This is a genomic window from Noviherbaspirillum sp., from assembly GCF_035627455.1.
In the GTDB taxonomy this organism is placed as follows: domain Bacteria; phylum Pseudomonadota; class Gammaproteobacteria; order Burkholderiales; family Burkholderiaceae_D; genus Noviherbaspirillum.
The window spans coordinates 1-20,796 of sequence record NZ_DASPLS010000021.1; the positions used below are offsets into that span (position 1 = coordinate 1).

The 20,796-nt window shown below is 64.4% G+C and carries 22 protein-coding genes and 1 tRNA gene; 10 read left to right on the plus strand and 13 right to left on the minus strand.

The features are described 5' to 3' along the window. The 5 genes from VEC01_RS03840 to VEC01_RS03860 all read right to left on the minus strand — a co-directional run. The coding region (locus tag VEC01_RS03840) for a hypothetical protein (RefSeq protein ID WP_324898930.1) at positions 1 to 180 on the minus strand (180 nt) is incomplete at its 3' end. 159 nt (positions 181 to 339) lie between these two features. Continuing rightward, positions 340 to 987 (minus strand): GTP cyclohydrolase II, encoded by a 648-nt coding sequence (gene ribA / locus VEC01_RS03845; protein ID WP_324898932.1) that lies wholly within the window; start codon positions 985 to 987, stop codon positions 340 to 342. A 34-nt stretch (positions 988 to 1,021) separates the two neighbouring features. Continuing rightward, on the minus strand, positions 1,022 to 1,912 hold the full coding sequence (locus VEC01_RS03850) for a pirin family protein (RefSeq protein ID WP_324898934.1): 891 nt from the start codon (positions 1,910 to 1,912) through the stop codon (positions 1,022 to 1,024). A gap of 37 nt (positions 1,913 to 1,949) precedes the next feature. Beyond that, positions 1,950 to 2,831: a pirin family protein gene (locus tag VEC01_RS03855; protein WP_324898936.1), complete on the minus strand. Its 882-nt coding sequence runs from the start codon at positions 2,829 to 2,831 to the stop codon at positions 1,950 to 1,952. Between the two features lie 97 nt (positions 2,832 to 2,928). Further along, complete coding sequence (locus VEC01_RS03860) at positions 2,929 to 3,549, minus strand: FMN-dependent NADH-azoreductase (protein ID WP_324898938.1); 621 nt, start codon at positions 3,547 to 3,549, stop codon at positions 2,929 to 2,931. 98 nt (positions 3,550 to 3,647) lie between these two features. Here VEC01_RS03860 and VEC01_RS03865 point away from each other — a divergent pair, with 98 nt between their 5' ends. The 3 genes from VEC01_RS03865 to VEC01_RS03875 all read left to right on the plus strand — a co-directional run bounded on the left by VEC01_RS03865 (position 3,648) and on the right by VEC01_RS03875 (position 5,553). Then, positions 3,648 to 4,565 (plus strand): LysR family transcriptional regulator, encoded by a 918-nt coding sequence (locus VEC01_RS03865; RefSeq protein ID WP_324898940.1) that lies wholly within the window; start codon positions 3,648 to 3,650, stop codon positions 4,563 to 4,565. Between the two features lie 132 nt (positions 4,566 to 4,697). After that, a complete protein-coding gene (locus VEC01_RS03870; RefSeq protein WP_324898942.1) occupies positions 4,698 to 4,982 on the plus strand; it encodes a hypothetical protein in 285 nt (94 codons plus the stop codon). Between the two features lie 265 nt (positions 4,983 to 5,247). Next, positions 5,248 to 5,553: a hypothetical protein gene (locus VEC01_RS03875; protein WP_324898944.1), complete on the plus strand. Its 306-nt coding sequence runs from the start codon at positions 5,248 to 5,250 to the stop codon at positions 5,551 to 5,553. A gap of 129 nt (positions 5,554 to 5,682) precedes the next feature. Here VEC01_RS03875 and VEC01_RS03880 read toward each other — a convergent pair. Both VEC01_RS03880 and VEC01_RS03885 read right to left on the minus strand, forming a co-directional pair. After that, positions 5,683 to 5,755: transfer RNA gene (locus VEC01_RS03880), tRNA-Thr, on the minus strand. 117 nt (positions 5,756 to 5,872) lie between these two features. Next, positions 5,873 to 6,292, minus strand: a complete 420-nt coding sequence (locus tag VEC01_RS03885; protein ID WP_324898946.1) for a YciI family protein — start codon at positions 6,290 to 6,292, stop codon at positions 5,873 to 5,875. 255 nt (positions 6,293 to 6,547) lie between these two features. Here VEC01_RS03885 and VEC01_RS03890 point away from each other — a divergent pair, with 255 nt between their 5' ends. Next, positions 6,548 to 6,952, plus strand: coding sequence for a cupin domain-containing protein (locus VEC01_RS03890; RefSeq protein ID WP_324898948.1), 405 nt, complete (start codon positions 6,548 to 6,550; stop codon positions 6,950 to 6,952). A 77-nt stretch (positions 6,953 to 7,029) separates the two neighbouring features. Here the strand turns inward: VEC01_RS03890 and VEC01_RS03895 are convergent, their stop codons facing one another. The 4 genes from VEC01_RS03895 to VEC01_RS03910 all read right to left on the minus strand — a co-directional run bounded on the left by VEC01_RS03895 (position 7,030) and on the right by VEC01_RS03910 (position 12,271). Further along, complete coding sequence (locus VEC01_RS03895) at positions 7,030 to 8,778, minus strand: carboxylesterase/lipase family protein (RefSeq protein WP_324898949.1); 1,749 nt, start codon at positions 8,776 to 8,778, stop codon at positions 7,030 to 7,032. 236 nt (positions 8,779 to 9,014) lie between these two features. Continuing rightward, complete coding sequence (locus tag VEC01_RS03900) at positions 9,015 to 9,425, minus strand: hypothetical protein (protein ID WP_324898951.1); 411 nt, start codon at positions 9,423 to 9,425, stop codon at positions 9,015 to 9,017. A 286-nt stretch (positions 9,426 to 9,711) separates the two neighbouring features. Beyond that, positions 9,712 to 11,394, minus strand: coding sequence for a methyl-accepting chemotaxis protein (locus tag VEC01_RS03905; RefSeq protein ID WP_324898953.1), 1,683 nt, complete (start codon positions 11,392 to 11,394; stop codon positions 9,712 to 9,714). A 349-nt stretch (positions 11,395 to 11,743) separates the two neighbouring features. Next, on the minus strand, positions 11,744 to 12,271 hold the full coding sequence (locus tag VEC01_RS03910) for a GNAT family N-acetyltransferase (RefSeq protein WP_324898955.1): 528 nt from the start codon (positions 12,269 to 12,271) through the stop codon (positions 11,744 to 11,746). 48 nt (positions 12,272 to 12,319) lie between these two features. Here VEC01_RS03910 and VEC01_RS03915 point away from each other — a divergent pair, with 48 nt between their 5' ends. From VEC01_RS03915 to VEC01_RS03935, 5 genes are all read left to right on the plus strand, one after another. Continuing rightward, entirely contained in the window at positions 12,320 to 12,886 is a 567-nt protein-coding gene (locus tag VEC01_RS03915) for an XRE family transcriptional regulator (RefSeq protein ID WP_324898956.1), read from the plus strand. An 87-nt stretch (positions 12,887 to 12,973) separates the two neighbouring features. After that, complete coding sequence (locus VEC01_RS03920) at positions 12,974 to 13,441, plus strand: AAC(3)-I family aminoglycoside N-acetyltransferase (protein WP_324899004.1); 468 nt, start codon at positions 12,974 to 12,976, stop codon at positions 13,439 to 13,441. Positions 13,442 to 13,636: 195 nt separating this feature from the next. Continuing rightward, positions 13,637 to 15,934, plus strand: coding sequence for a putative bifunctional diguanylate cyclase/phosphodiesterase (locus VEC01_RS03925; RefSeq protein ID WP_324898958.1), 2,298 nt, complete (start codon positions 13,637 to 13,639; stop codon positions 15,932 to 15,934). Positions 15,935 to 16,135: 201 nt separating this feature from the next. Further along, a complete protein-coding gene (locus VEC01_RS03930; protein WP_324898960.1) occupies positions 16,136 to 17,293 on the plus strand; it encodes a YsnF/AvaK domain-containing protein in 1,158 nt (385 codons plus the stop codon). Between the two features lie 56 nt (positions 17,294 to 17,349). Further along, positions 17,350 to 17,940: a hypothetical protein gene (locus tag VEC01_RS03935; RefSeq protein WP_324898962.1), complete on the plus strand. Its 591-nt coding sequence runs from the start codon at positions 17,350 to 17,352 to the stop codon at positions 17,938 to 17,940. A gap of 91 nt (positions 17,941 to 18,031) precedes the next feature. Here the strand turns inward: VEC01_RS03935 and VEC01_RS03940 are convergent, their stop codons facing one another. Further along, positions 18,032 to 18,712 carry a GNAT family N-acetyltransferase gene (locus tag VEC01_RS03940; protein WP_324898964.1) on the minus strand — a complete coding sequence of 227 codons (681 nt, stop codon included), beginning with the start codon at positions 18,710 to 18,712 and terminating at the stop codon, positions 18,032 to 18,034. Between the two features lie 129 nt (positions 18,713 to 18,841). Further along, complete coding sequence (locus VEC01_RS03945) at positions 18,842 to 19,222, minus strand: response regulator (RefSeq protein ID WP_324898966.1); 381 nt, start codon at positions 19,220 to 19,222, stop codon at positions 18,842 to 18,844. A 303-nt stretch (positions 19,223 to 19,525) separates the two neighbouring features. Between VEC01_RS03945 and VEC01_RS03950 the strand changes: the two genes are divergently transcribed. Continuing rightward, the gene (locus tag VEC01_RS03950; RefSeq protein WP_324898968.1) at positions 19,526 to 20,659 is read left to right on the plus strand and encodes an FAD-binding oxidoreductase; all 1,134 of its coding nucleotides are present in this window, start codon (positions 19,526 to 19,528) and stop codon (positions 20,657 to 20,659) included. Positions 20,660 to 20,796: the final 137 nt, after the last annotated feature.

A 20,796-nucleotide genomic window follows, 5' to 3' on the forward strand; every position in this document is an offset into this window, starting at 1 on the left:
CACGGCGCGCAGGATCAGCAGCAGCGCGCCCGCCGCAAGCAAGGCATTGAAAGTGGTCCAGTGCGTGAACCCTGCATAGGTCTTGCGCGTGCGCAGCACAAACACCATCATGCCGGCCAGCGTCAGCAGCAGGATTGCGTACGCAATCCCCAGGGTTTTGGGATCAAGGATCGCTAGCATCGTCGCGGCGGTACTCCCTTGTACTCAATATACGGCAGTAGTTACCGCACATCAACATATTACAGAGAGTTAAGCGCGGCGCGACGCGCTCAGGTCAAGAAAACACGGGTTTGTTGCGTGTTCGCCAGCGCTTCATGCCGGCGTCCGCGGGTGTGAAGTTCAGTCCTGCTCGAAATCCAGCATGTGCCCCAGCTTCTTCTGCTTGGTGCGCAGGTAGCCGATGTTATGCGGCGTGTGCGGCATCTGCACCGGCACCCGCTCGACCACCTGCGTGCCGTAATCGGCCAGCTTCTTCATCTTCTTCGGGTTGTTCGTCATCAGCCGGATTGTGCGGATGCCAAGGTCGCCCAGGATCTGCGCGGCGACCTGGTAGTCGCGCGTATCGACCGGCAGGCCGAGCGCGAGGTTTGCCTCGACGGTATCCTGTCCCTGGTCCTGCAGCTGGTAGGCGCGGATCTTGTTCGCCAGGCCGATGCCGCGGCCCTCATGGCCGCGCAGGTAAACCACCACGCCCAGGCCTTCCTCGGCGATTCTTGCCAGCGCCGCGTCGAGCTGCTCGCCGCAGTCGCAGCGCAGCGATCCGAGCACGTCGCCGGTCAGGCATTCGGAATGCACCCGCACCAGCACCCGCTCCTGCCCGCCGGGCTCGCCCCTGACGATCGCGACATGCTCGACGGTTTCGCCGACCGGCTGGTAGACATGGATGCGGAATTCGCCGTGCCGGGTCGGCAGCAGCGACGTGGCGACGTGGTTGAAAATCTTGCCGGAGCCGGCTTGCGCCGTCATGTGCTCTCCGTGGTTGTTCATTCTGAAGCGTCCTCATTGAAGCAAGGGACGAAGTTTAACTGAAAGATTCGGCCGGCTTCGGTTCATCCGGCAGCGGAATCCATTCGGTTTCGTCCGGCACCTTGCCGAATCCCTGCGCGCGCCATCTTTCCTTCGCTTGCTGGATCGCTTCCTTGCTGCTTGCAACGAAATTCCACCAGATGAAGCGGTCGCCATCCATGGGTTCCCCGCCCAGGAGCATGACACGCGCCCGTGTTTTTGCCTCTATTGTAAGGGCTTGCGCCTCCGGCAGCACGGCCATGTGTCTTTCCGGCAAAGCTTCACCGTCGAGCGTCAGCTCCCCTTCGGCCAGATAAACCGCCCGTTCCGTGTAGTCCGGCGCGATCTCCAGCCGTGCGCCGGGCTGCATCTCGGCCGCGACGTAGAACATCGGCGAATAGCTGGTCACCGGCGAGGTCTTGCCGAAGAAGGAGCCGACGATGATGCGCAGCTCGACGCCGTCCTGCGACACCGTCGGCAGCGCGACGCCGGGATGGTGTTCGAAGGAAGGCTCTGTTCTTTCGTGCTCTTTCGGCAACGCGATCCAGGTCTGGATGCCGTGCAGCGCGCCGCCTGCGCGCCGCAGCGCGTCGGGCGAGCGCTCCGAATGCGCAATGCCGTCGCCGGCGGTCATCCAGTTCACGTCGCCCGGATGAATTTCCTGCACCGTACCAAGCGAGTCGCGGTGCAGGATCGCGCCTTCGAACAGATAGGTGACGGTGGCCAGGCCGATATGCGGATGCGGGCGCACGTCCAGCCCTTCGCCGGGAGCGAAGCGGACGTGTCCCATGTGATCGAAGAAGATGAACGGCCCCACCATCTTGTGCGGATGGCTGGGCAACAGGCGGCGGACGGTGAAGCCGCCGCCGAGGTCCTTGACATGCGGCTTGATGAGCGAGAAGGTCATGGATGGTCCTCCGAAGACAGGTCCACCCATTATCCGCTCATGCGGCGGCCTGGGTGAATTTGCCGCTTTGATAGTCCGTAATGGCCTGCTCGATTTCCTCGACGGTATTCATCACGAACGGACCGTATTGCACCACCGGCTCCCGCAACGGCCGGCCGGCCAGCAGCAGGAATCGGGCGCCGTCGGTTCCGGCCGTCACCTCCACCCGGCTGCCCGGCGACAGCACGCCCGCGCTCTGCGACTTCAGCGGCCGCGGCGCTTCCGGCGGGCCGACCGTCGCGCTGCCTTCGTACACATACAGGAAGGCATTGCGGTCGTCGGCCAACGGCTGCGAGAATACCGCGCCTGCCGGCAACACGACATCCGCATACAGCGGATCGGTCGACAGTCCCTGGATCGGGCCGGCAACCCTGCTGCCATCGACTTCCAGGCTGCCGGCAATCACCTTCACCGTGCCGCCGCCGGCCAGCGCCGCCACCGGGATCTCGGACGGCGGAATGTCGCGGTAGCTGGCCGGCTTCATCTTTTCCTTCGCCGGCAGGTTGATCCACAGCTGGAAGCCGCGCATGCGCCCTTGCTCCTGCTGCGGCATTTCCGAATGCACGATGCCGCGCCCGGCCGTCATCCACTGCACGCCGCCGCTCTTGAGCTCGCCGACATGGCCCAGGTGGTCTTCATGCCGCATGTGGCCGTCCAGCATGTAGGTGACGGTTTCGAAGCCGCGGTGCGGATGCGGCGGAAAGCCGGCGATGTAATCGCCCGGATTGTCCGAGGAAAATTCGTCCAGCATCAGGAATGGATCGAGACGGCTGCCCTGCCCCTGGCCGAGGCTGCGGCGCAGCTTGACGCCGGCGCCGTCGGAAGTGGCGAGGCCTTCGATCACGCGTTGCAGCGTGCGGGTGGTGACGGTGGTGTTCATGGCAGCTCCTTGCAAAGGACAGTGGAATGCAGGTTTTCATTGTGCCCGAAAGCGCGGCGCCGCTCCGGGGCCGGACACGGCCCCGGGCAGCATCGCCTCAGGCGGCGGCGCGCAGCGGCTGCGCCAGCTGGCGGATCACGCCTTCGGCCCTGGCGAGCGAAGCCTGCTTGCCCTCCTCGCCCAGCGCGAGGCCTTCCGCATACACGAACTCGACATCCGACAAGCCGATGAAGCGCAGGAAGTCGCGCACATAGGCAGTCTGCGTGTCCGCCGGCGTGCCCACGTATTGGCCGCCGCGGGCGGCGAACACATACACCTTCTTGCCGGTCAGCAGGCCGACCGGGCCGGTAGCGGTATAGCGGAAGGTCACGCCGGCGCGCGCGATGTGGTCGAAATAGGCTTTGAGCGTCGACGGAATGCCGAAGTTGTACATCGGCAGGCCAAGCGCGATCACATCGGCGCCGCGGATCTCCTCGATCAGCGCATCGGAAAAATCGACGATTCCCTGCTGCTGCGCGGTGCGCTCTTCCGGCTTGGACAGGAAGGCGCCGAAACGCTGCGCATCCAGGTGCGGCACGGGGTCCGCCGCGAGATCGCGCACGATGACCTTGCCTTGCGGGTTGGCACTTTGCCAGGCGTCGACGAAGGCATTCGACAGGCGGGTGGACTGGCCGTCGCCGGTAAACAGGCTGGTATTCAGTTGTAGCAGGGTTTGCATGGTTTTCCTCCTCAAGTGATTGGGTAGGTTCATTTAACTATTTATTGAGTCGATAAAAAAGTAGAATAATTAGCGTTAATCTATCTACCCATCTGATAATGGATACCCAATACATCACCCTGGAACAATGGCGGGCACTGATCGCCGTGGTCGATACCGGCGGTTATGCGCAGGCGGCGGAGAAATTGCACAAGAGCCAATCCTCGGTCACCTATGCAGTGCAGAAGATCGAATCGCTGCTCGGGGTGAAGGCCTTCGAGATCCAGGGACGCAAGGCGATCCTGACGCCGACCGGGCAATTCCTCTACCGGCGCGCGCGCGCGCTGCTGGAAGAGTCGGCCTCGCTGGAACGTGCCGCGCGCCGCCTGTCGGCGGGATGGGAAGCGGAAATCCGGATTGCGGCGGAAATCATTTTCCCGACCTGGCTGATGCTGCACTGCCTGGGGCGGTTGTCGGAGGAAAGCCCGCATACCCGCGTTGAACTGATCGAGTCGGTGCTGGGAGGAACGACGGAAGCGCTGCTTGCCGGCCAGGTGGACATGGCGATCACCGGCATGGTGCCGCCGGGCTTTCTCGGCATGCCGCTGATGCGCCTGCGCTTCATTCCGGTGGCCAGCCCGGACCACCCGCTGCACCAGCTCGGGCGGCCGCTGACGATGGAGGATTTCCGGCACCACCGGCATCTGGTGGTGCGCGAATCGGGCACCCGGCGCGACACGCGCACCATGCTCGACACCGCGCAGCGCTGGACGGTCAGCAACAGCGCGACTTCCATCGAGGCGGTGCGCATGGGCTATGGATTTGCGTGGATGCCGGAGGAGAAGATACGCGACGAGCTGCATGCGGGCAGCCTGAAGCCGCTGGCGCTGCGCGACGGCGGGGAGCGCTTCGCGCAGTTGTACCTGGTGCTGGCCGACCCCGACAGCGCCGGGCCGGGAACGCGCCGGCTGGCGGAGATCGTGCGGGAGGCGGTGCAGACCGAGTGCGTGCGTTATCGCGAGGAAGCGGGCGCATGAGGCGCCATTGCGGCGCCAGAACTAAGTTGGATCAAGGGATTTCGCAAAGACCGCCTCTCCCCCTTTCGGCCGTGTTCGGGAGTTCTATAATTTCCCTAGAGCAGTCATTTCAGCATTGAAAGGAGTCTTGAAATGATGACCATCACTTCCGAATTCAGGCGGGACTACGCCGCGGCGCTGCGCAACATGCACCTGAACGAGTCCGAGATCGCGCGTCAGGCTGAAAGGCTGGAATCGACCGAAGGACTGGCTGCGGACCTGCTGGCCGAGGCGCACTTCGAGCGGATCATCCGCGAGCGCCGGGTGCGTGTCAATGCGAAAGTGCAGGCGACGGCCCGGCGGCTGATCTGCGGCGTCGGCATGGTGGCACCGATTTCCGCCGTCCTTGCCGCCACCGCCCTGTACGTCGCCGCCTGATCCGCTGAAAAACCAGGCGCAGCACTACCGTTTCGCCGCGGCGGAACGGTAGCGCAAGCGCTCATGGCGCGTGGTTGCAGGTTCGGCATGCAAAGCAGAGCCAGGACGCAGCACGCGCATGCCGCCTCCCTTTCTTCCGAACCGCGGCGCGCGCCGCGCTGACACAGCTCCCGAAGCATTTCCTTTGCTCGTAGTTGTCAGGACGGGCAATGACGCATGCGGAAACGCGGTGTAACATGCCCGCATTGCCGTCAGAGAATATTTCATGAGCAGCGAACAAGTTCTAATGACCATCCTCGCCGTCCTCGTCGGCGCGGCCCTCGTCTACTGGATCGGTTATCACAGCGGCCGCTTGTACGGTTACCGCCAAGGTATCGATAAAGGCAAGAAATTGTCGGGGCAGGTGCAGCACCTGAAAGGCATGACGGATGGCTATGTGATGGCGCTCCAGCATACGCCGGCGCAGCGTAACGAGTACATGAACAATGTGCTGATCAAGACCGGGGTGATGACGCCGGCGGAGATCGAAGCCCAGCGCCAGCGCCGCTTTCGCGTGCAGACGGAAGGCTGAAGGCTGAAGGCGTCAATTGCAGCGGTGCCGCACACAGGCTTGTCCGCAACATGCACCGGCGAAGTGCCGCGTGCAGGCGGCCGGTGGCCGCCCGCTTGATGTGTCAAGCGCTGCGCGAGGAAGGCGATGTGCCAGCTGAAGGAATCGAACCCCCAACCTGTTCATTACACCTGAACTGCTCTACCAGTTGAGCTAAGCCGGCATGTGCCCAGAGTACCGGATGCCGCCGGATTGGCTCTGAGCAAACACAAAGAAATGGCGCGCCGTTAAGGCCATTGCCCGGATGCGCCCGCCCCTGCCCGGATCTTGTGCGCGGCGTCTACCCCGATACCTGCGCGCGCAGCCGCTCTTCCTGCGCGCGCAATTCCGGCGTCAGCGCGTCGCCGAAGTCTTCCGCCTCGAACACCTGCCGGATCTCGATCTCAGATTCGCCCGGCATCGGGTTCGGGCAGCGCTTGACCCAGTCGATCGCCTCGGCCAGCGACGCGCACTTCCAGATCCAGAAGCCCGCGATCAGCTCCTTGGTCTCGGCAAACGGGCCGTCGATCACCTTCCGGTCCGCCCCCGAAAAGCGCACGCGCGCGCCTTTCGCGCTCGGATGCAGGCCTTCGCCGGCCAGCAGGACGCCGGCCTTCGCCAGTTCTTCGTTGAAGCGTCCCATCTCGGTGAGCAATTCTTCGCTGGGCATCACGCCCGCTTCGCTGTTCTGGTCGGCTTTAATCAGGATCATGAATCGCATTTTGGTCTCCTTGCGGTTGAGTTTCGGAACATTCTCGCTCCTTACCTACGACGATCCGGGCGGCGTGAATTCGACAATGCCTTGCAAAAAAACCGCGCGGCAGCAGCCTCGCCGCCTCTTGATGCGGTGGCAACCATCCGGCTGTTGCCGGCGCCGGCGGCCTTGCCTACACTGAATGCGTCCGGCCCGCGCCAGCAGCGCGCTTCCCGGGTCGCCAGCAACAGGCTGCCGTACCACCCTTCGGAGGTATTATCCATGGATCACTTGCAGGCGAAAGTGCAAGCAGTGCGCCCCGGCCCGGAAGTCATGACGCGCCAGAGGCTGCCTTACTTTGTCGGCATTTCCGGGGATACGGTCAATGCTTCCGGATTGTCGATGCACCTGGTCGTCATTCCGCCTGGCGCGCGCGCCGAGCCCCATATCCATATCGGCTACGAGACCGGGATCTATGTACTCGAAGGAACAGTCTGCACCCGCTGGGGACCGTCACTCGAGCATGAAACCATCAGCCGGGCCGGCGAGTTCCTGTTCGTGCCGCCCGGCGTTCCGCATGAAGCAATCAATCTCAGCGCCGACATGCCTGCCCGCGCGGTGGTCGCAAGAAACCATCCGGCCGAGCAGGACCTGGTGCAGCCTTTCACGCCGCTGATCGACGACTGAGAAGCGCGAGCGCGCATCGCTTCCGGCGCCGCGCCTCACGCCACACGGGCGGGCGCCGGCCGGCCCCGCCCTTTGCGTTACGGCAGCGCCGGCGGAATGTTTTGCACCGAGATGCTCTTCTGCGTCTGCGTTGCATCGAAGATCAGCCCGGCGGGCCACACCGGCCAGTACACGCCCAGCGCGTCGTTGTTCGGATCGCCGCGCCTGGCGAAGGTGCCGATGCTGCGCATCATCGCATCCGACAGTTCCAGTCTTCCCGGGCGGTTCGCGTCGGTGTTCATGATGTTGGCCATCAGCGACGGCCCGAAATTGCCGAACACGAAAGGCAGGTCGAACAGGTGCGCGGCGCCATAAATGGCATTCCACGGCGCCGGCTGCTCATCCCAGTCGAAGCGGTAGTACCAGACATCCGGCTGCTTCGTCTTCAGCGCGTTGAGGATGTTGTCGCGGCTGGCCAGGAAGAAGATGCGGTTGAACTGCTCGGCGCGCGCGGTGAAGCCGGTCACCGGCGCGTCCACCGGCCGGTAGCCCTCTGCGATCCATTGCTCCACGCTCGTCTGCGGCGGATCGTTCGGCCGGTAGTTGAAGTGGTTTTCGAACAACTGCCGGTCGGTGGGGATGCGCGCGCTGCCCGGGATGCCGCTTACCAGCGTCAGGAAGCTGGGGAACAGCTTGCCTTCGTCACGCGTATTGCCCGCCAGCACCGGTACCTGCACATACTGGTTGTTCAGGATGGCCGTTACCGGGTCGGACGACACTACCCGGCCCTCCGGAATCGGCCCCGAGCCTGCCAGCCCCTTGAGCGAGAGCTTGGTGAGCAGCACCTTGAAGATCTGCTCGGGCGTCTTCGAACGCATGTAGTCGGCGATCTGCTGCGTCGTCAGGCTGGCCGCGTACGCCTGCGCTTCGGCCTCGTCTTTCGCCTTGCCGTCGTCGATCAGCAGGTTGCTCAGCAGCGCGATGCCCTGCGCGGCATAGGTGGTTTCCGGCGACATCGTCGGAATTGTTCCGCGCGGCAGGTTCGATGCCAGCGACAAGCCGCCGCTCAGCGGCACCGCACGGTGGAACAGCCTGGCCTGCGCGCCGGCCAGCTTCGGCGAGGTCAGCAGCGCATAGACGTTGATCGCGCCGGCGGATTCGCCCATGATCGTGACGTTTTGCGGGTCGCCGCCGAAATTGCCGATGTTCCGGCGCAGAAATTCCAGTGATTTGATACTGTCGAGAATCGCGAAATTGCCACTCGCGCTATCCGGGTCGGCCCCCTCCTTCAGCTGCGCAAGGTTGAAAAAGCCGAGCACGCCGAGACGGAAGTTGACCGTGACGACGACCGAGTTGGTGGTCTTGGCCAGGTTGCCGCCGTCATACATCGGGTCGGCGGTATACCCGGAGACATTGCTGCCGCCGTGGAAGAACACGATCACCGGCAGGTTCGGCTTGGCGTTGGCGGGACGCCAGATGTTCAGGTACAGGCAGTCTTCCTTGCCGACCGCCTGGTTCAGCGTGGTGCCGATGGTTTCATCGTACTGGTTGTTCGCGCCTGGGCCGTAAATGCGGCCGTACTGCGCGCAGGCGGGAGCGTAACTCTTCGCCGCGCGCACGTCGCTCCATTTGTCGGGATCGGCCGGCGCGCGCCAGCGCAGTGCGCCGACCGGCGGTTTTGCATAGGGCACGCCTTTCCATGCCCAGGTATTGGTCGCCTTGTCCGCTATGCCCTCGACCAATCCGTACTCCGTGGTCCGCAGCGTCTTGTCGTTTGCCGCGTGCGCGGCAAACAGCGGCAACGCGAGGCCGGCTGCCGCCAGCAATCGTAGTGAACTGCTCTGCATCGTCTGTCTCCTATGTGTATGTGGCACGGGGAGCTGCCACTATCAGCAGATCACGAATCGGAACAGGGTCGATGGCGGCAGGTCAAGGTACGGTTTGCGGAAGATCAATCGTGCGAAACGGCAGGCGCACCGCCCCTGCCGTGCACGCAGGTGCGAGACGATTTGCCGGCGTAGCCGGCAAAATGCATGGTCACTTAACGCAGGACCTTCATTTCGACGGGCCGGCGGCGTCGAGCCTAGAACGGGATTTCCTGGACCGTGTGCCCGGTCCCGAGGCCGAGGCCGGCCTTGTCGCGGTTGGCGACGAGGCTGCTGAACATCTCGCGCAACGCGTTGTCATTGCAGACGGTAAAAGCGCCGCCCGGCCTGCCGGTGTACGTGCACAGCAGGTCGCCCGGCGTCTTCGCGAACAGCTTCGAGACCGGCGATGCGTAGGGGCAGTCGCCGGCGGTGTCCCAGAACACGTTCATGTCGTCGATGACATAGAGCCGGTTGCGGCTTTCGGTGCAGGCGGCTGCCTTCGCCATCGCGATGAATTGCGCAGTCTCCACGCGCGGCTCTTCGGCGCTGCCGCCGCAAGCGGCCAGCGCCGGCAGCAGCGCCGCACACAGGGAAACACGCCGGAGGGTATTCCTGAACGAAGTCATAAGAAGCCTTTTACGTGACAGGCGCGCCACCCGGCGCCGACCGCTGCGGCTATGGTGTCATGCAGCCGCAAGGGGGACAAGCAAGCGGAAATGACTTCTGTCAATGACAGGAGAAAATGACCCGCAAAGTCTATGAACGGCCGTTCTGGCCAGCCGGTTCGCGGATGACCCGGCCCGGGGGAATACGGGGCCTGCGTAGACGGCGGCCGCAGAGGAATTTGAAAGGGTGGCAGGGCCGGCGCCCCCCCACCCTGCCATCCCGGCAGCGATGCGCGCTCCGCTGCGCCTAGAATGTTTCCCAGTCGTCCGCGCCGTTGACGGACGAGGCTCGCTCCGCGGCGATCCGCGCCGGAGCGACGGCCGGGCGCGCACCGCCGAGCGCCGGTCTCGCGGCCGGCTTGTCCGCGCCGCGCGGCGTGCCCGCCGCCGCATCGACCTTGAATACCGCCACCGTATCCGCCAGCGAGCGCGCCTCGTTCTGCATCGACTCGGATGCCGCCGCCGCCTCCTCGACCAGAGACGCGTTCTGCTGCGTTACCTGGTCCATTTGCGCGATCGCCTGGTTGATCTGCTCGATCCCGGCCGTCTGTTCGCGGGAGGCCGCGGTGATCTCGCTGACGATATCGCTCACGCGCTTGATGCTGTCGACGATTTCGCTCATCGTCGCCCCCGCCTGGTCGACCAGCCTGGCGCCGGTGTCGACCTTTTCGACCGAGTCGTTAATCAGGAGCTTGATCTCCTTCGCGGCGTTGGCGGAACGCTGCGCGAGGCTGCGCACTTCGGATGCCACGACCGCGAAGCCGCGGCCCTGCTCCCCGGCGCGCGCCGCTTCCACCGCCGCGTTCAGCGCGAGGATGTTGGTCTGGAACGCGATGCCGTCGATGACGCCGATGATATCCACGATCTTCTTCGACGACTCGTTGATCGACGCCATCGTCTGTACCACCTCCGAGACCACCGCGCCGCCCTTGCTCGCCACCTCGGATGCGGTGGCCGCAAGCGCGTTCGCCTGGTTGGCGTTATCCGCGTTCTGCTTGACCGTCGACGTCAGCTCCTCCATCGACGATGCGGTTTCCTCCAGCGAAGACGCCTGCTGCTCGGTACGCGAGGACAAATCGTGATTGCCCGCCGCAATCTGCGTGGAGGCAGTGGCAATCGTGTCGGTGCCGTTGCGCACCTGGACCACGATCCTGGCCAGGCTGCCGTTCATGTTCCTGAGGGCCGCCAGCAGGCGGTCCATCTCCTTGCTGGATGCGGAGGGGAAGCTCTGGGTGAGGTTGCCGGCGGCGATGCCGTCGGCGATCCGGATCGCGTCATCGAGCGGGCGGGTGATGGCGCGGGTCAGCCACAGCCCGAGGCCGGCCGCCAGCGCCAGTCCGGCCAGCAGTGCGCCGATGCAGGTGTTGCGCACCCAGATATAGGCTTGCTGCCGTTCCTCGAACTCCTTCCTGGCGACTTCCAGCTGCAGCTCGATCAGGTCGTTGATGCCGTTGCGTACCGGGGCGAACAGCTTTTCCATCGGCCCGTGCAACAGTTCCGTGGCACGCTGACCATCGCGCGCGCGCACCGCGGCAACCGCCGGCATCAATCCCTCTGCGATGAATTGCCCTCGGTCCCGGGCGAACTGCTCGGCCAGTTTCCGCTCCTCGGCGGTCAGCTGGGTGGCCATGTACGCATCCCAGATCCGATTGGTTTGCTTGATGTGTTCGTCCACCTCGTTCATCAGCCGCGCCGCCTCTTCCGGGTCGTCGGATACCGCCTTGGCGATCGCCAGCTCATCCCGGTTCAGCAGGCGCACGATCTGGTCGAGCTGGCCCAGCGGGACCAGGCGGTCGTCGTAGATCGACTTCATGGAGCTGTTGGCAATGCTCAGGTTGCCGATGCCGATCAGCGCGCCGACAATCAGCTGCAGCGCAAGGAAAGACAGTACAAGGACGAGTCTTGACTTGATGGAAAGTCTGGAAATCATGTTGTGCCTCAGATTATTTTTTTCTCACTACGATGCTGTTCCGTGTCCCGCCGCAAATCCAAAGCGGCCGGGTCGGCGGCACGGTCGCTGCGCCTGGAGCAACCATCCCGGCGGTACGGCGTGCCGCGATCCGCGCCCGGAGCAAATAAGGTATTTGCCTTAAAAAACGGTACTATACATGAGTCTTTCGGATCGGCAATAAGGGCACGGCGTCGCGCACGCGCGGCCGCCGCAAGGATGTGAAATGGTGCGCGGGAGCCGGCGACCGCGGTCAGGACGGCGGCACCGGCGCCCCGCCTGCCGCGGCATGAGAGATCAGGCGGCGAACCGGCCGCCAGGTGTTTCCTTATCAGGCGGCCGGCGGCGCGTCCGGGTCCGTGCGCCGGTCGAGCGTCAGTTGCAGGAATGCCAGGTCGAGCCACCGCCCGAACTTGGTGCCGACTTCGGTGAGCAGTCCCACCTGTTCGAATCCCAGCTTCAAGTGCATCCGGATCGATGCCTCGTTACCCGCCTCGATACCCGCCACCATCACATGCTTGCCGAGCGCGCGGGCGCGCGCGATGAGCGCAGTCATCAATGCTTTTCCTATTCCCGTGCCGCGGCAGGCCTTGCTGACATATACCGAATGCTCCACCGTATGCCGGTAGCCGTCGAAGGCGCGCCAGTCGCCGAAGGATGCATAGCCGAGCACCGCGCCGCTTTCATCGACGCATACCAGGACGGGATAGCCGACACGCTGTCTGTCGGTCAGCCATGCGACGCGGTTGGTGGCGTCGACCGCAGTCTCGTTCCAGATCGATGTGGTGTTGAGCACCGCATCGTTATAGATCGCCATGATTCCCTCCGCATCATGAATCGTTGCGTCACGAATTTGCATCCCGCCCTCCACAGTCTGTTCCTCACGATATCCAATATAATATAACGTATGTCCATTAAATTAGATAGCATCGACCAGCGCATCGGCGCGCGCATACGGATCGAGCGCGAAAGCCGCGGCTGGTCGCTGACCGAGCTCGCCGAGCGCTCCGGGGTGTCGCGTGCGATGATCCACAAAATCGAACGCGGCGAAAGCAGCCCGACCGCGATGCTGCTCGGACGGTTGTCGGGTGCGTTCAGCCTCAGCATGTCGACGCTGATGGCGCGCGCCGAAATGCCCGAGGGCCGGCTGCTGCGGCGCAAGGACCAGCCGGTCTGGGTCGACCCGGAAACCGGTTATGTCCGCCGGCATGTTTCCCCGCGTTCGGACATGCCGCTCGACCTGGTGCATATCGAGCTTCCCCCCGGCGCCGAGATTCCGATGCCGGCCTCCGCTTATGCATTCCAGCGGCAACTGATCTGGGTGCTGCGCGGCGCGCTCGTGTTCATCGAAGGCGCGGCGCGCCATGCGCTGGAAGAAGGCGACTGCCTGGAACTCGGCCCGCCCGCCGATTGCATGTTCAAGAACGAAAGCCCGCATTCCTGCATCTATGCGGTTGCCGTGCTGCGCAACTAAATCGACCGCGAACACATGCGACCCGCCGATTTTCCCGGCGTGGCCCGGCGCCTGCTTAGCGCAATATTTCCGGAGCCTGCCATGTCCATGAAAAATCCTTGCCATATCCGGCAGCTTGCCGGCGCCGACGCCGGATTGATGGAAGCGATGCTCGCCATGTTCGGCGCGGCATTCACCGAGGTCGAAACTTATAGCACCGCGCGGCCGGGCCATGCCTATCTCGCGCGCCTGCTCGGCAGCGATTATTTCATCGCACTGGCCGCCCTCGTCAATGGCGAGGTAGCCGGCGGCCTGGCGGCGTACCAGCTTCACAAGTTCGAGCAGGAACGCAGCGAAATCTATATTTACGATCTGGCCGTTGCGGCACCGTACAGGCGCCGGGGAATCGCAACCGCGCTGATCGAGGAACTGAAAAAAATTGCCGCCGCGCGCGGCGCCTACGTGATCTTCGTGCAGGCCGACATCGGCGATGCGCCCGCCATCGCGCTGTATTCAAAACTTGGCAAACGCGAAGACGTGCTGCACTTCGATATCCTGCCCGGCGGTCACGCCTGACGCCGCTAACCGGCTCACAGCTGCCTGAGGGCAACATCAGCATGCACCTTGGCTGCCTGTCTTTCCCTCCCCTCTTCGCGCAGGAACTATCAGGCGGTCCATCCCGCCCAATGGAAAATATGCCGGAATAACGCGGCGGCGCTTGTGTCGACACCTTGGCCGCGGCATTTCCCGAAACGGTCAGGAGAATCGGTCATGATGCAAGCCACGGATTTTTTCGCCGAAACCCGGGCCGCGGCGCAATCATTGCTGGTGCTGGCAGAAGACCTCACTGTCGTCGATGCAACACAATCTTTTCTCGCTGCCTGGGCGCTCCAGCGCGACCAGATTGCGGGCCGTTCCGTGTTTGACGTCTTTCCGGATGCCGCAGGCCCGGAGCTGGCCGGACGCCACGGGCCGGACAGGCTGATTTCGATCCAGGAAGTGTTCGACCATGCGCCGGGCTTCCTCTGCGTCATGCGCGGCCCGGAACATGTGTTCGAGATCGTCAACAAGCCCTGCTACCAGGTCGTGTGCCACCGGCCTATCGTGGGCATGCCGGTCCGGGAAGCCCTGGCCGGCGACGCCGACAATGATCTGATCAGGCTGCTGGACCAGGTTTATGCCACCGGTCAATCCTACGTTGGCCGCGCCTACAAGCTGCTGCTGCAGCCGGCGCCGGGGGCCGAGTGCATTGAAGCCTATGTGGATTTCGTCTACCAGCCGATTTTTTCGGCGCAAGGCTCGGTAGCGGGCATCCTCGCATTCGGCTATGACGTCACCAAGGAAGTGCGCGTGCGCGCCGAACTGCGCGCCAGCGAGGAGCGGTTTCACCTGGCGCTGGAAGCGGCCGGCGACGGCGTCTGGGACTGGGAGATCGCCTCGCGCAATTTCACGCTGTCGGCGCGCGGAAGAGCGATGCTCGGCTACGGCGAAAACGATATCGGCAGCAAGCTGGAAAACTGGCTGGCCATAACCCATCCGGAAGACCAGGAACGCGTCAGGGCGAATACGATGGCGTGCGTGCAGGGCCGCATTCCGTTTCTCTCCTGCGAGTACCGGGTCCGCTGCAGGGACGGCAGCTGGAAATGGCTGCTGGCCCGCGGCGCCGTCGTCAATCGCGACGCCGACGGCCGGGCGACCCGGATGGTCGGAACGACGATCGACATTTCGTCCGAACAGGAAATCCTGCGGCGCGCGAATTTCGACTCGCTGACGAACTTACCCAATCGAAACCTGTTCCGGGACCGGCTGGAACAGGAAGTGCTCAATGCGGCGCGGACCGGAAAACTGGTCGCGCTGCTGTTCATCGACCTCGACCGCTTCAAGGAAGTCAACGACCTGCTCGGCCATGCCGCGGGCGACAAGCTGCTGCGCGAGTGCGCGCTGCGCATCCGCTCCTGCGTGCGCGCAGCCGATACGGTGGCACGCCTTGGCGGCGACGAATTCACGGTGATCCTGATCGACCTCGACGGCCGCGCGCATGTGGAATCGATCGCGCAGAAAATCCTGGGCGTGCTGGCACGGCCGTTCGACCTGGAAAACGAACGCATCCATGTGTCGGGAAGCATCGGGATCACGATGCATCCGGAAGACGGCACCGATCCGGAACGCCTGGTGCGCAATGCCGACCAGGCGATGTATGTGGCGAAGAATTCCGGCCGCAACCAGTTCCGCTTCTTCACCCGTTCCATGCAGGAGCAGGCATGGCGGCGCATCACCATGATCGGCGAGCTGCGCGAGGCACTGCCGCGCAACCAGCTGCAGGTGTATTTCCAGCCCATCGTCGACCTGCGCAGCGGGCGGATCGAGAAGGCAGAGGCGCTGCTTCGCTGGCAGCACCCGCAAAAGGGCGTGCTGCAACCGTCGGACTTCATCGGACTGGCGGAGGAAAGCGGGCTGATCAACGAAATCGGCAACTGGGTTTTCATGCAAGCGGCGGCGTGGTCGAAGCGATGGACGGAACTCACCGGGTCGATATTCCAGATCAGCGTCAACAAGTCGCCGGTACAGTTCATGCACCGCAAGAATGCGCTGAATTGGGGAAGGCATCTGCGCGAACAAGGCGTCGCGTGGAACAGCATTTCGATTGAAATCACCGAAGGCATGCTGTTCAATACCTCGTCGAACACCGCCGACCAACTGCTCGGCATGCGCAGCGCCGGCATCCAGGTCGCGATCGACGATTTCGGCACCGGGTATTCGTCGATGGCCTATCTGAAAAAATTCGAGGTCGACTATCTCAAGATCGACCAGTCCTTCGTGCGCGGCACGGCGGTCAACAGCAGCAGCAGGACCATCGCGGAAACCATCATCGTGATGGCGCACAAGCTTGGCTTGAAGGTGATCGCGGAAGGCATCGAAACGCCGGAGCAGCGCGACTGGCTGGTGCAGGCCGGGTGCGACTTCGGGCAGGGCTTCGTGTTTTCGCATGCGTTGCCCGCGGACCAGTTCGAACGCATGCTCCCCCCTTTCGCTTCCGCAGTCGCGGATTCTTCTTCGCCGGCGCATTAAGCCGCGGACCTTCCCCGATTCAGACGCCCGGGCCGTGCTACAGCGCGCGGAACGCTGTTTCATTCGCCGGCGCCGGCCGCCCGGCGCCTGGCCGCGATTGAACCTCTATCCTTGATTGTCCTCATATCCATTCATAGTCATTCCTTCAACGGAAAATGCTTTGTTTGCATTTTGCATCTTGCAATTTAGTGGAGAAATATCATGGCGGTGACGCAAGACCATACCGGCAGCAACGCGTTCGACAACACAGTGGTGGGCGTGTACGACGATTTTTCCGAGGCCGAGGCCGCGGTCCAGGCGCTTGTCGACGCCGGCTTCCGGCGCGCGAATGTGCAGCTGAATCCGGAAAAGGATGACGCGGGCACCACATCGCAGGGCACCACCTCGTCCACCAGCGACGCACACGGCGGAATCATGGGTTTCTTTTATTCCCTGTTCGGCGGCGCCGACTCGTCCGCGCATCATGATGTGTACGCCGAGTCGGTGCGCCGCGGCAGCTATGTGCTGACGGTCACGGTCCAGGGTGAAGCGGAAGCAGACCGGGCGGCGGAAGTGATGAGCCGCTTCAACGCGGTCGACATTGACGAGCGCGTGGGCCACTGGAAGCAGCAGGGCTGGAACAGGCACGACGAGACCGCGCCGCGTTACACGCGGGAAGACATCGAGCGGGAGCGCACCGCCCATGCGCAGCTGCGTTTCGCGGGCCCCTCGGAAGCGACACGCATCCCGATCATCGAGGAAGAGCTGAAGGTCGGCAAGCGCCAGGTGCAGCGCGGCGGCATCCGCGTGATACGGCGCGTGCGCGAGATCCCGGTGCACGAGACCGTCCAGCTGCGCGATGAGGAAATCACGGTCGAGCGCCATGCGGTGGACCAACCCGCCACTGCCGCCGATCTGGCGGAGGCCAGGGATCGCACGATCGAGATCACGGAAACGGATGAAGAGGCGGTCGTATCAAAGACCGCGCGCGTGGTCGAGGAAGTCGTGATCGGCAAGGAAGTCACGCAAAGGACCGAGGATATCAACGACACGGTGCGCAGGACCGAGGTCGAGGTCGAGCAGCTAGGCGCCGGCACGAGCCGCACGGGTTCCGGCACGGCGGCCGACGACGACGAATTCCGTCGCCACTGGCAGTCGACCTACGGCTCGTCCGGCGGCCGCTACGAGGATTATGACGCCGCCTATCGCTACGGCACGACGATGGCGGGGAACGAGCGCTACCGGAATTACCAGTGGCATGACGTCGAACCGCAGCTGCGCAGCGACTGGGAGTCGAATCACCCGGGCAGCGCCTGGGACAAGGTAAAAGACGCCGTGCGATACGGCGCGGAACGCGTGACGGGAAACCGCCGTCGCTAACCGGAAAGGGGCTGCGCATGCAGCCCCTTGTCATTTCTGACGTATAGGAGAGCATCATGGGACTGGGATTCGATATCGGAAAAATCCTGCAACAGTACGGCGGCGTCAACCCGAGCCGGCCGCCGGACGAGATAGAGCAGCATTTCGACCATGTGGCGCAGAACTCGCCGCATGACCACCTGGCCGACGGATTGAGCGAGGCATTCCGCTCGAACGAGACGCCGCCGTTTCCGAATATGGTCGGCCAGCTGTTCGGCCAGGCGGACAACCATCAGCGCGCCGGCATGCTGAACCAGCTGATCGGGGCGCTTGGCCCGGGCGTGGTCGGCTCCATACTCAGCCGCGGAAGCGGCGGCGGCATGGGCGGCGGCCTGGGTGGGGGACTGGGCGGCGCCCTTGGCGGCGGCATGCTCGGCAGCCTTCTGAACGGCGCGATGGGCCAGCAGCAGATGCAGGTGCGGCCGGAAGATGCCGACCGCGTGAGCCCGGAGGAATTCCAGGAACTGGCGCAGCATGCGGAGCGCGAGAATCCCGGCGTCATCGACCAGATGAGCCGTTTCTATGCGCAGAATCCGGGACTGGTCAAAGCCCTTGGCGGCGCCGCGCTGGCGATCGCGCTCGGCCGCATGTCGCAGCGTGGACGCTAGCGCCTCCTAGCCCGCGGCTCGGGCGCGCTGCAGGGAAGAGGCGCAGGAAGGCGTTCCGGCGACGCGCCGGGCGCCTTCAGGCAGGCGCTGTTCACGCGTCGCGCGAAAACGACCTTGCAACCGATTCCCGGTAATCGCGAAACCCCAGCCGCCGGTAGAACCGGCTGACATCGCCGTTATCCCGCATCACCCGCAGGAAGGGAATTTCGCCGCGCTGCGTCTGGCGGCGCAGGAGCATGACGACCAGGCTTCTGGCCAGTCCCCTGCCGCGGAATCCGGGATGCGTGCAGACGCCGCTGATTTCCCGGAAGCCGCCGGCGCAGACGCGCGCTCCAGCCATTGCCACCAGTTGCGATCCCTCGAACACGCCGAGATATTCGCCGAGCGCGATCGACTTCAGGCTGAACGGCCCCGGTTGGGTCAGCGCGGCCAGCGCGAGCGCGGCCGCCGCATGCCGCGCGTCGAGCACGGCGGCGTCCGGCACGTTGTTCGCAGCCGGTATGCCGCCGTCCCAGGTCATCTTGCAGAGCACGGACTCCGATACGATGGTCCACCCCGGCGGCGCAGCGCCGGCCCAGCCGTCGCAGTACAACAGCTCGCCCGGTTCTACATGGGACGCCAGCGCCGGGAGCGCGGGGTGCGCCGGATCGGCAAATCCGACAAAGGGCACGAAACCCGGCAGGTAACGCCGCGCGTCACCCGAGCCGGCGGCATGCGCCGCATGGGGCCCGCACAGCGTGTGCCAGACGATATTGTCGAGGAGTGCGCTCATATGCAGCAGGCAGTGTATCCGATCGTGCTCCGCTGCGCGCCGCGATCCGCAGCGGACCATGACAAGAAGAACTATTTCGCAGTACCGGCTGCCGCAAGCGCTGCATCGCGCGGGGCAGAACGGGTCTGCTCAGGCCTGGCCGCGCGGCGGCCCGCAAACGGTGTCGACCGCAGCGATCAGCTGCTTGTAGTCGATCGGCTTTTCAATGTACTGGTCACAGCCGGATTCCAGCATGCGCTCCCTGTCGCCTTTCATCGCGGATGCGGTGACGGCGAAGACCGGGATGCCCGCGGTCGCGGGATCGCTCTTCAGGACGCGGGTGGCTTCGATCCCGTCCATGTCGGGCAACTGCATGTCCATCAGCACCAGGTCCGGATGTTCGTCCCGTGCCCGTGCCAGCCCCTCTTTCGCGGTGACCGCCTGCAGCACCGTATGCCCGGCATTGGCCAGGATCAGCACTGCGAGTTTCATGTTCGCCGGCGTATCTTCGATGATCAGTATGCGTGCCATGATTCGTTGCCGGGTTCCGGCTTGTTCCCTATGTCGCGATAAACGTGTGTTGCCCTTGCCGGGCGCGTGACTGCGCCGGCCGCGCTGCCGCCATGCTCGCCCATTCGCCTGCGGACTGTCAATCCGGGCTTACGCTTTTTGACACGCTTTGCACGATGCTTGACTTTTATTCAACGCAGGCATGTTGCGCGCGGTTTGCGGGAAATGTTCGGGCCGGTCGGCAAGAACCGGCAAATTGTGTTTAGATACACGCCCGATTCGACAATTCGCGCAGCCGCAGCGGCCGGGACGGGAGCAGACAAGATGACTGGGACAATCAAGGCAGATTTCGTAATCATTGGCGGCGGCATCGCCGGCGCTTCCATCGGCTACTGGCTCGCGCCGCATGCGAAGGTGGTCCTGCTGGAGCGCGAGAGCCAGCCCGGCTACCACAGCACCGGCCGCTCCGCCGCGCTCTACTTTGAAAGCTACGGCCCGCCGCAGGTGCGCGCGCTGACCAGCGCCAGCCGTGCATTCTTCGAGAATCCGCCGGCCGGCTTCACCGATCATCCAATCCTGTCGTCGCGCGGCGCGCTGATGGTCGCGGCCGACGGACAGGAGGCGCTGCTGGACGAACATGACCGCATCGTGCGTTCGGTGTCGGACAAGGCGCAGCGCCTGGACGCGGCCCAAGCCTGCGAACTGGTGCCGGCGCTGCGGCGCGAATGCGTGCTCGGCGCGGTGTACGAACCGGATGCCGCCGACATGGACGTGCACGCGCTGCACCAGGGTTACCTGCGCGGATTGCGCGCCGCCGGCGGCAGCGTGCTGTGCGATGCGGGCGTCGACGCGATGCGCTACAGCGGCGGCGTGTGGCAGGTGCAGGCCGGCGCGCACCGGGTCGAGGCGCCGGTGGCGGTCAACGCCGCCGGCGCCTGGTGCGACGCGGTGGGCCGGCTGGCCGGCGCGGCGCCGATCGGACTGGTGCCGATGCGCCGCTCCGCCTTCACCTTCGCGCCCCCCGAGGACCTGGACACCAGCCGCTGGCCGATGTTCATCGGGGTGGACGAGACCTATTATGTGAAGCCGGATGCGGGACTTCTGCTCGGTTCGCCGGCCAATGCCGACCCGGTGGAGCCGCACGACGTGCAGGCGGAGGAACTCGACATCGCGCTCGCGATCGACCGCATCCAGACGATGACCACGCTGACCATCCGCCGGCCGCGGCATACCTGGGCCGGCCTGCGTTCCTTCGTCCCCGACGGCAGCCTGGTCGGCGGCTTCGATGCGGGCGTACCCGGTTTCTTCTGGGCGGCGGCACAGGGCGGCTATGGCATCCAGTCTTCCGCAGCGGCCGGCGAGCTGTACGCGTCCCTGCTGCGCGGCGCGGGCGTGCCGCCGCATATCCAGGCCTTCGGCGCCGACCCGGTGCAGCTCAGCCCGGCGCGCCTACGGTAAGCCCCCTCCTTTGGCATGTCCTCGGCAGGAAATGCACAGGGAAAATATTTCTTTCACTCCACTTCCCTCGGCAAAGTTTTCTCGCGAGGCAGGGAACATTGAGGCGGATCATGTTTCTAAGAGGACTCTGAGCGAGT

Coding starts and splice junctions, on each gene's coding strand:
- VEC01_RS03910 (WP_324898955.1), bottom strand. CDS start 12,271: ATGCAAATTCGTGACGCAACGATTCATGATGCGGAGGGAATCATGGCG.
- VEC01_RS03860 (WP_324898938.1), bottom strand. CDS start 3,549: ATGCAAACCCTGCTACAACTGAATACCAGCCTGTTTACCGGCGACGGC.
- VEC01_RS03875 (WP_324898944.1), top strand. CDS start 5,248: ATGAGCAGCGAACAAGTTCTAATGACCATCCTCGCCGTCCTCGTCGGC.
- VEC01_RS03865 (WP_324898940.1), top strand. CDS start 3,648: ATGGATACCCAATACATCACCCTGGAACAATGGCGGGCACTGATCGCC.
- VEC01_RS03855 (WP_324898936.1), bottom strand. CDS start 2,831: ATGAACACCACCGTCACCACCCGCACGCTGCAACGCGTGATCGAAGGC.
- VEC01_RS03870 (WP_324898942.1), top strand. CDS start 4,698: ATGATGACCATCACTTCCGAATTCAGGCGGGACTACGCCGCGGCGCTG.
- VEC01_RS03915 (WP_324898956.1), top strand. CDS start 12,320: ATGTCCATTAAATTAGATAGCATCGACCAGCGCATCGGCGCGCGCATA.
- ribA (WP_324898932.1), bottom strand. CDS start 987: ATGAACAACCACGGAGAGCACATGACGGCGCAAGCCGGCTCCGGCAAG.
- VEC01_RS03920 (WP_324899004.1), top strand. CDS start 12,974: ATGAAAAATCCTTGCCATATCCGGCAGCTTGCCGGCGCCGACGCCGGA.
- VEC01_RS03885 (WP_324898946.1), bottom strand. CDS start 6,292: ATGCGATTCATGATCCTGATTAAAGCCGACCAGAACAGCGAAGCGGGC.
- VEC01_RS03905 (WP_324898953.1), bottom strand. CDS start 11,394: ATGATTTCCAGACTTTCCATCAAGTCAAGACTCGTCCTTGTACTGTCT.
- VEC01_RS03950 (WP_324898968.1), top strand. CDS start 19,526: ATGACTGGGACAATCAAGGCAGATTTCGTAATCATTGGCGGCGGCATC.
- VEC01_RS03895 (WP_324898949.1), bottom strand. CDS start 8,778: ATGCAGAGCAGTTCACTACGATTGCTGGCGGCAGCCGGCCTCGCGTTG.
- VEC01_RS03925 (WP_324898958.1), top strand. CDS start 13,637: ATGATGCAAGCCACGGATTTTTTCGCCGAAACCCGGGCCGCGGCGCAA.
- VEC01_RS03900 (WP_324898951.1), bottom strand. CDS start 9,425: ATGACTTCGTTCAGGAATACCCTCCGGCGTGTTTCCCTGTGTGCGGCG.
- VEC01_RS03935 (WP_324898962.1), top strand. CDS start 17,350: ATGGGACTGGGATTCGATATCGGAAAAATCCTGCAACAGTACGGCGGC.
- VEC01_RS03940 (WP_324898964.1), bottom strand. CDS start 18,712: ATGAGCGCACTCCTCGACAATATCGTCTGGCACACGCTGTGCGGGCCC.
- VEC01_RS03850 (WP_324898934.1), bottom strand. CDS start 1,912: ATGACCTTCTCGCTCATCAAGCCGCATGTCAAGGACCTCGGCGGCGGC.
- VEC01_RS03945 (WP_324898966.1), bottom strand. CDS start 19,222: ATGGCACGCATACTGATCATCGAAGATACGCCGGCGAACATGAAACTC.
- VEC01_RS03930 (WP_324898960.1), top strand. CDS start 16,136: ATGGCGGTGACGCAAGACCATACCGGCAGCAACGCGTTCGACAACACA.
- VEC01_RS03890 (WP_324898948.1), top strand. CDS start 6,548: ATGGATCACTTGCAGGCGAAAGTGCAAGCAGTGCGCCCCGGCCCGGAA.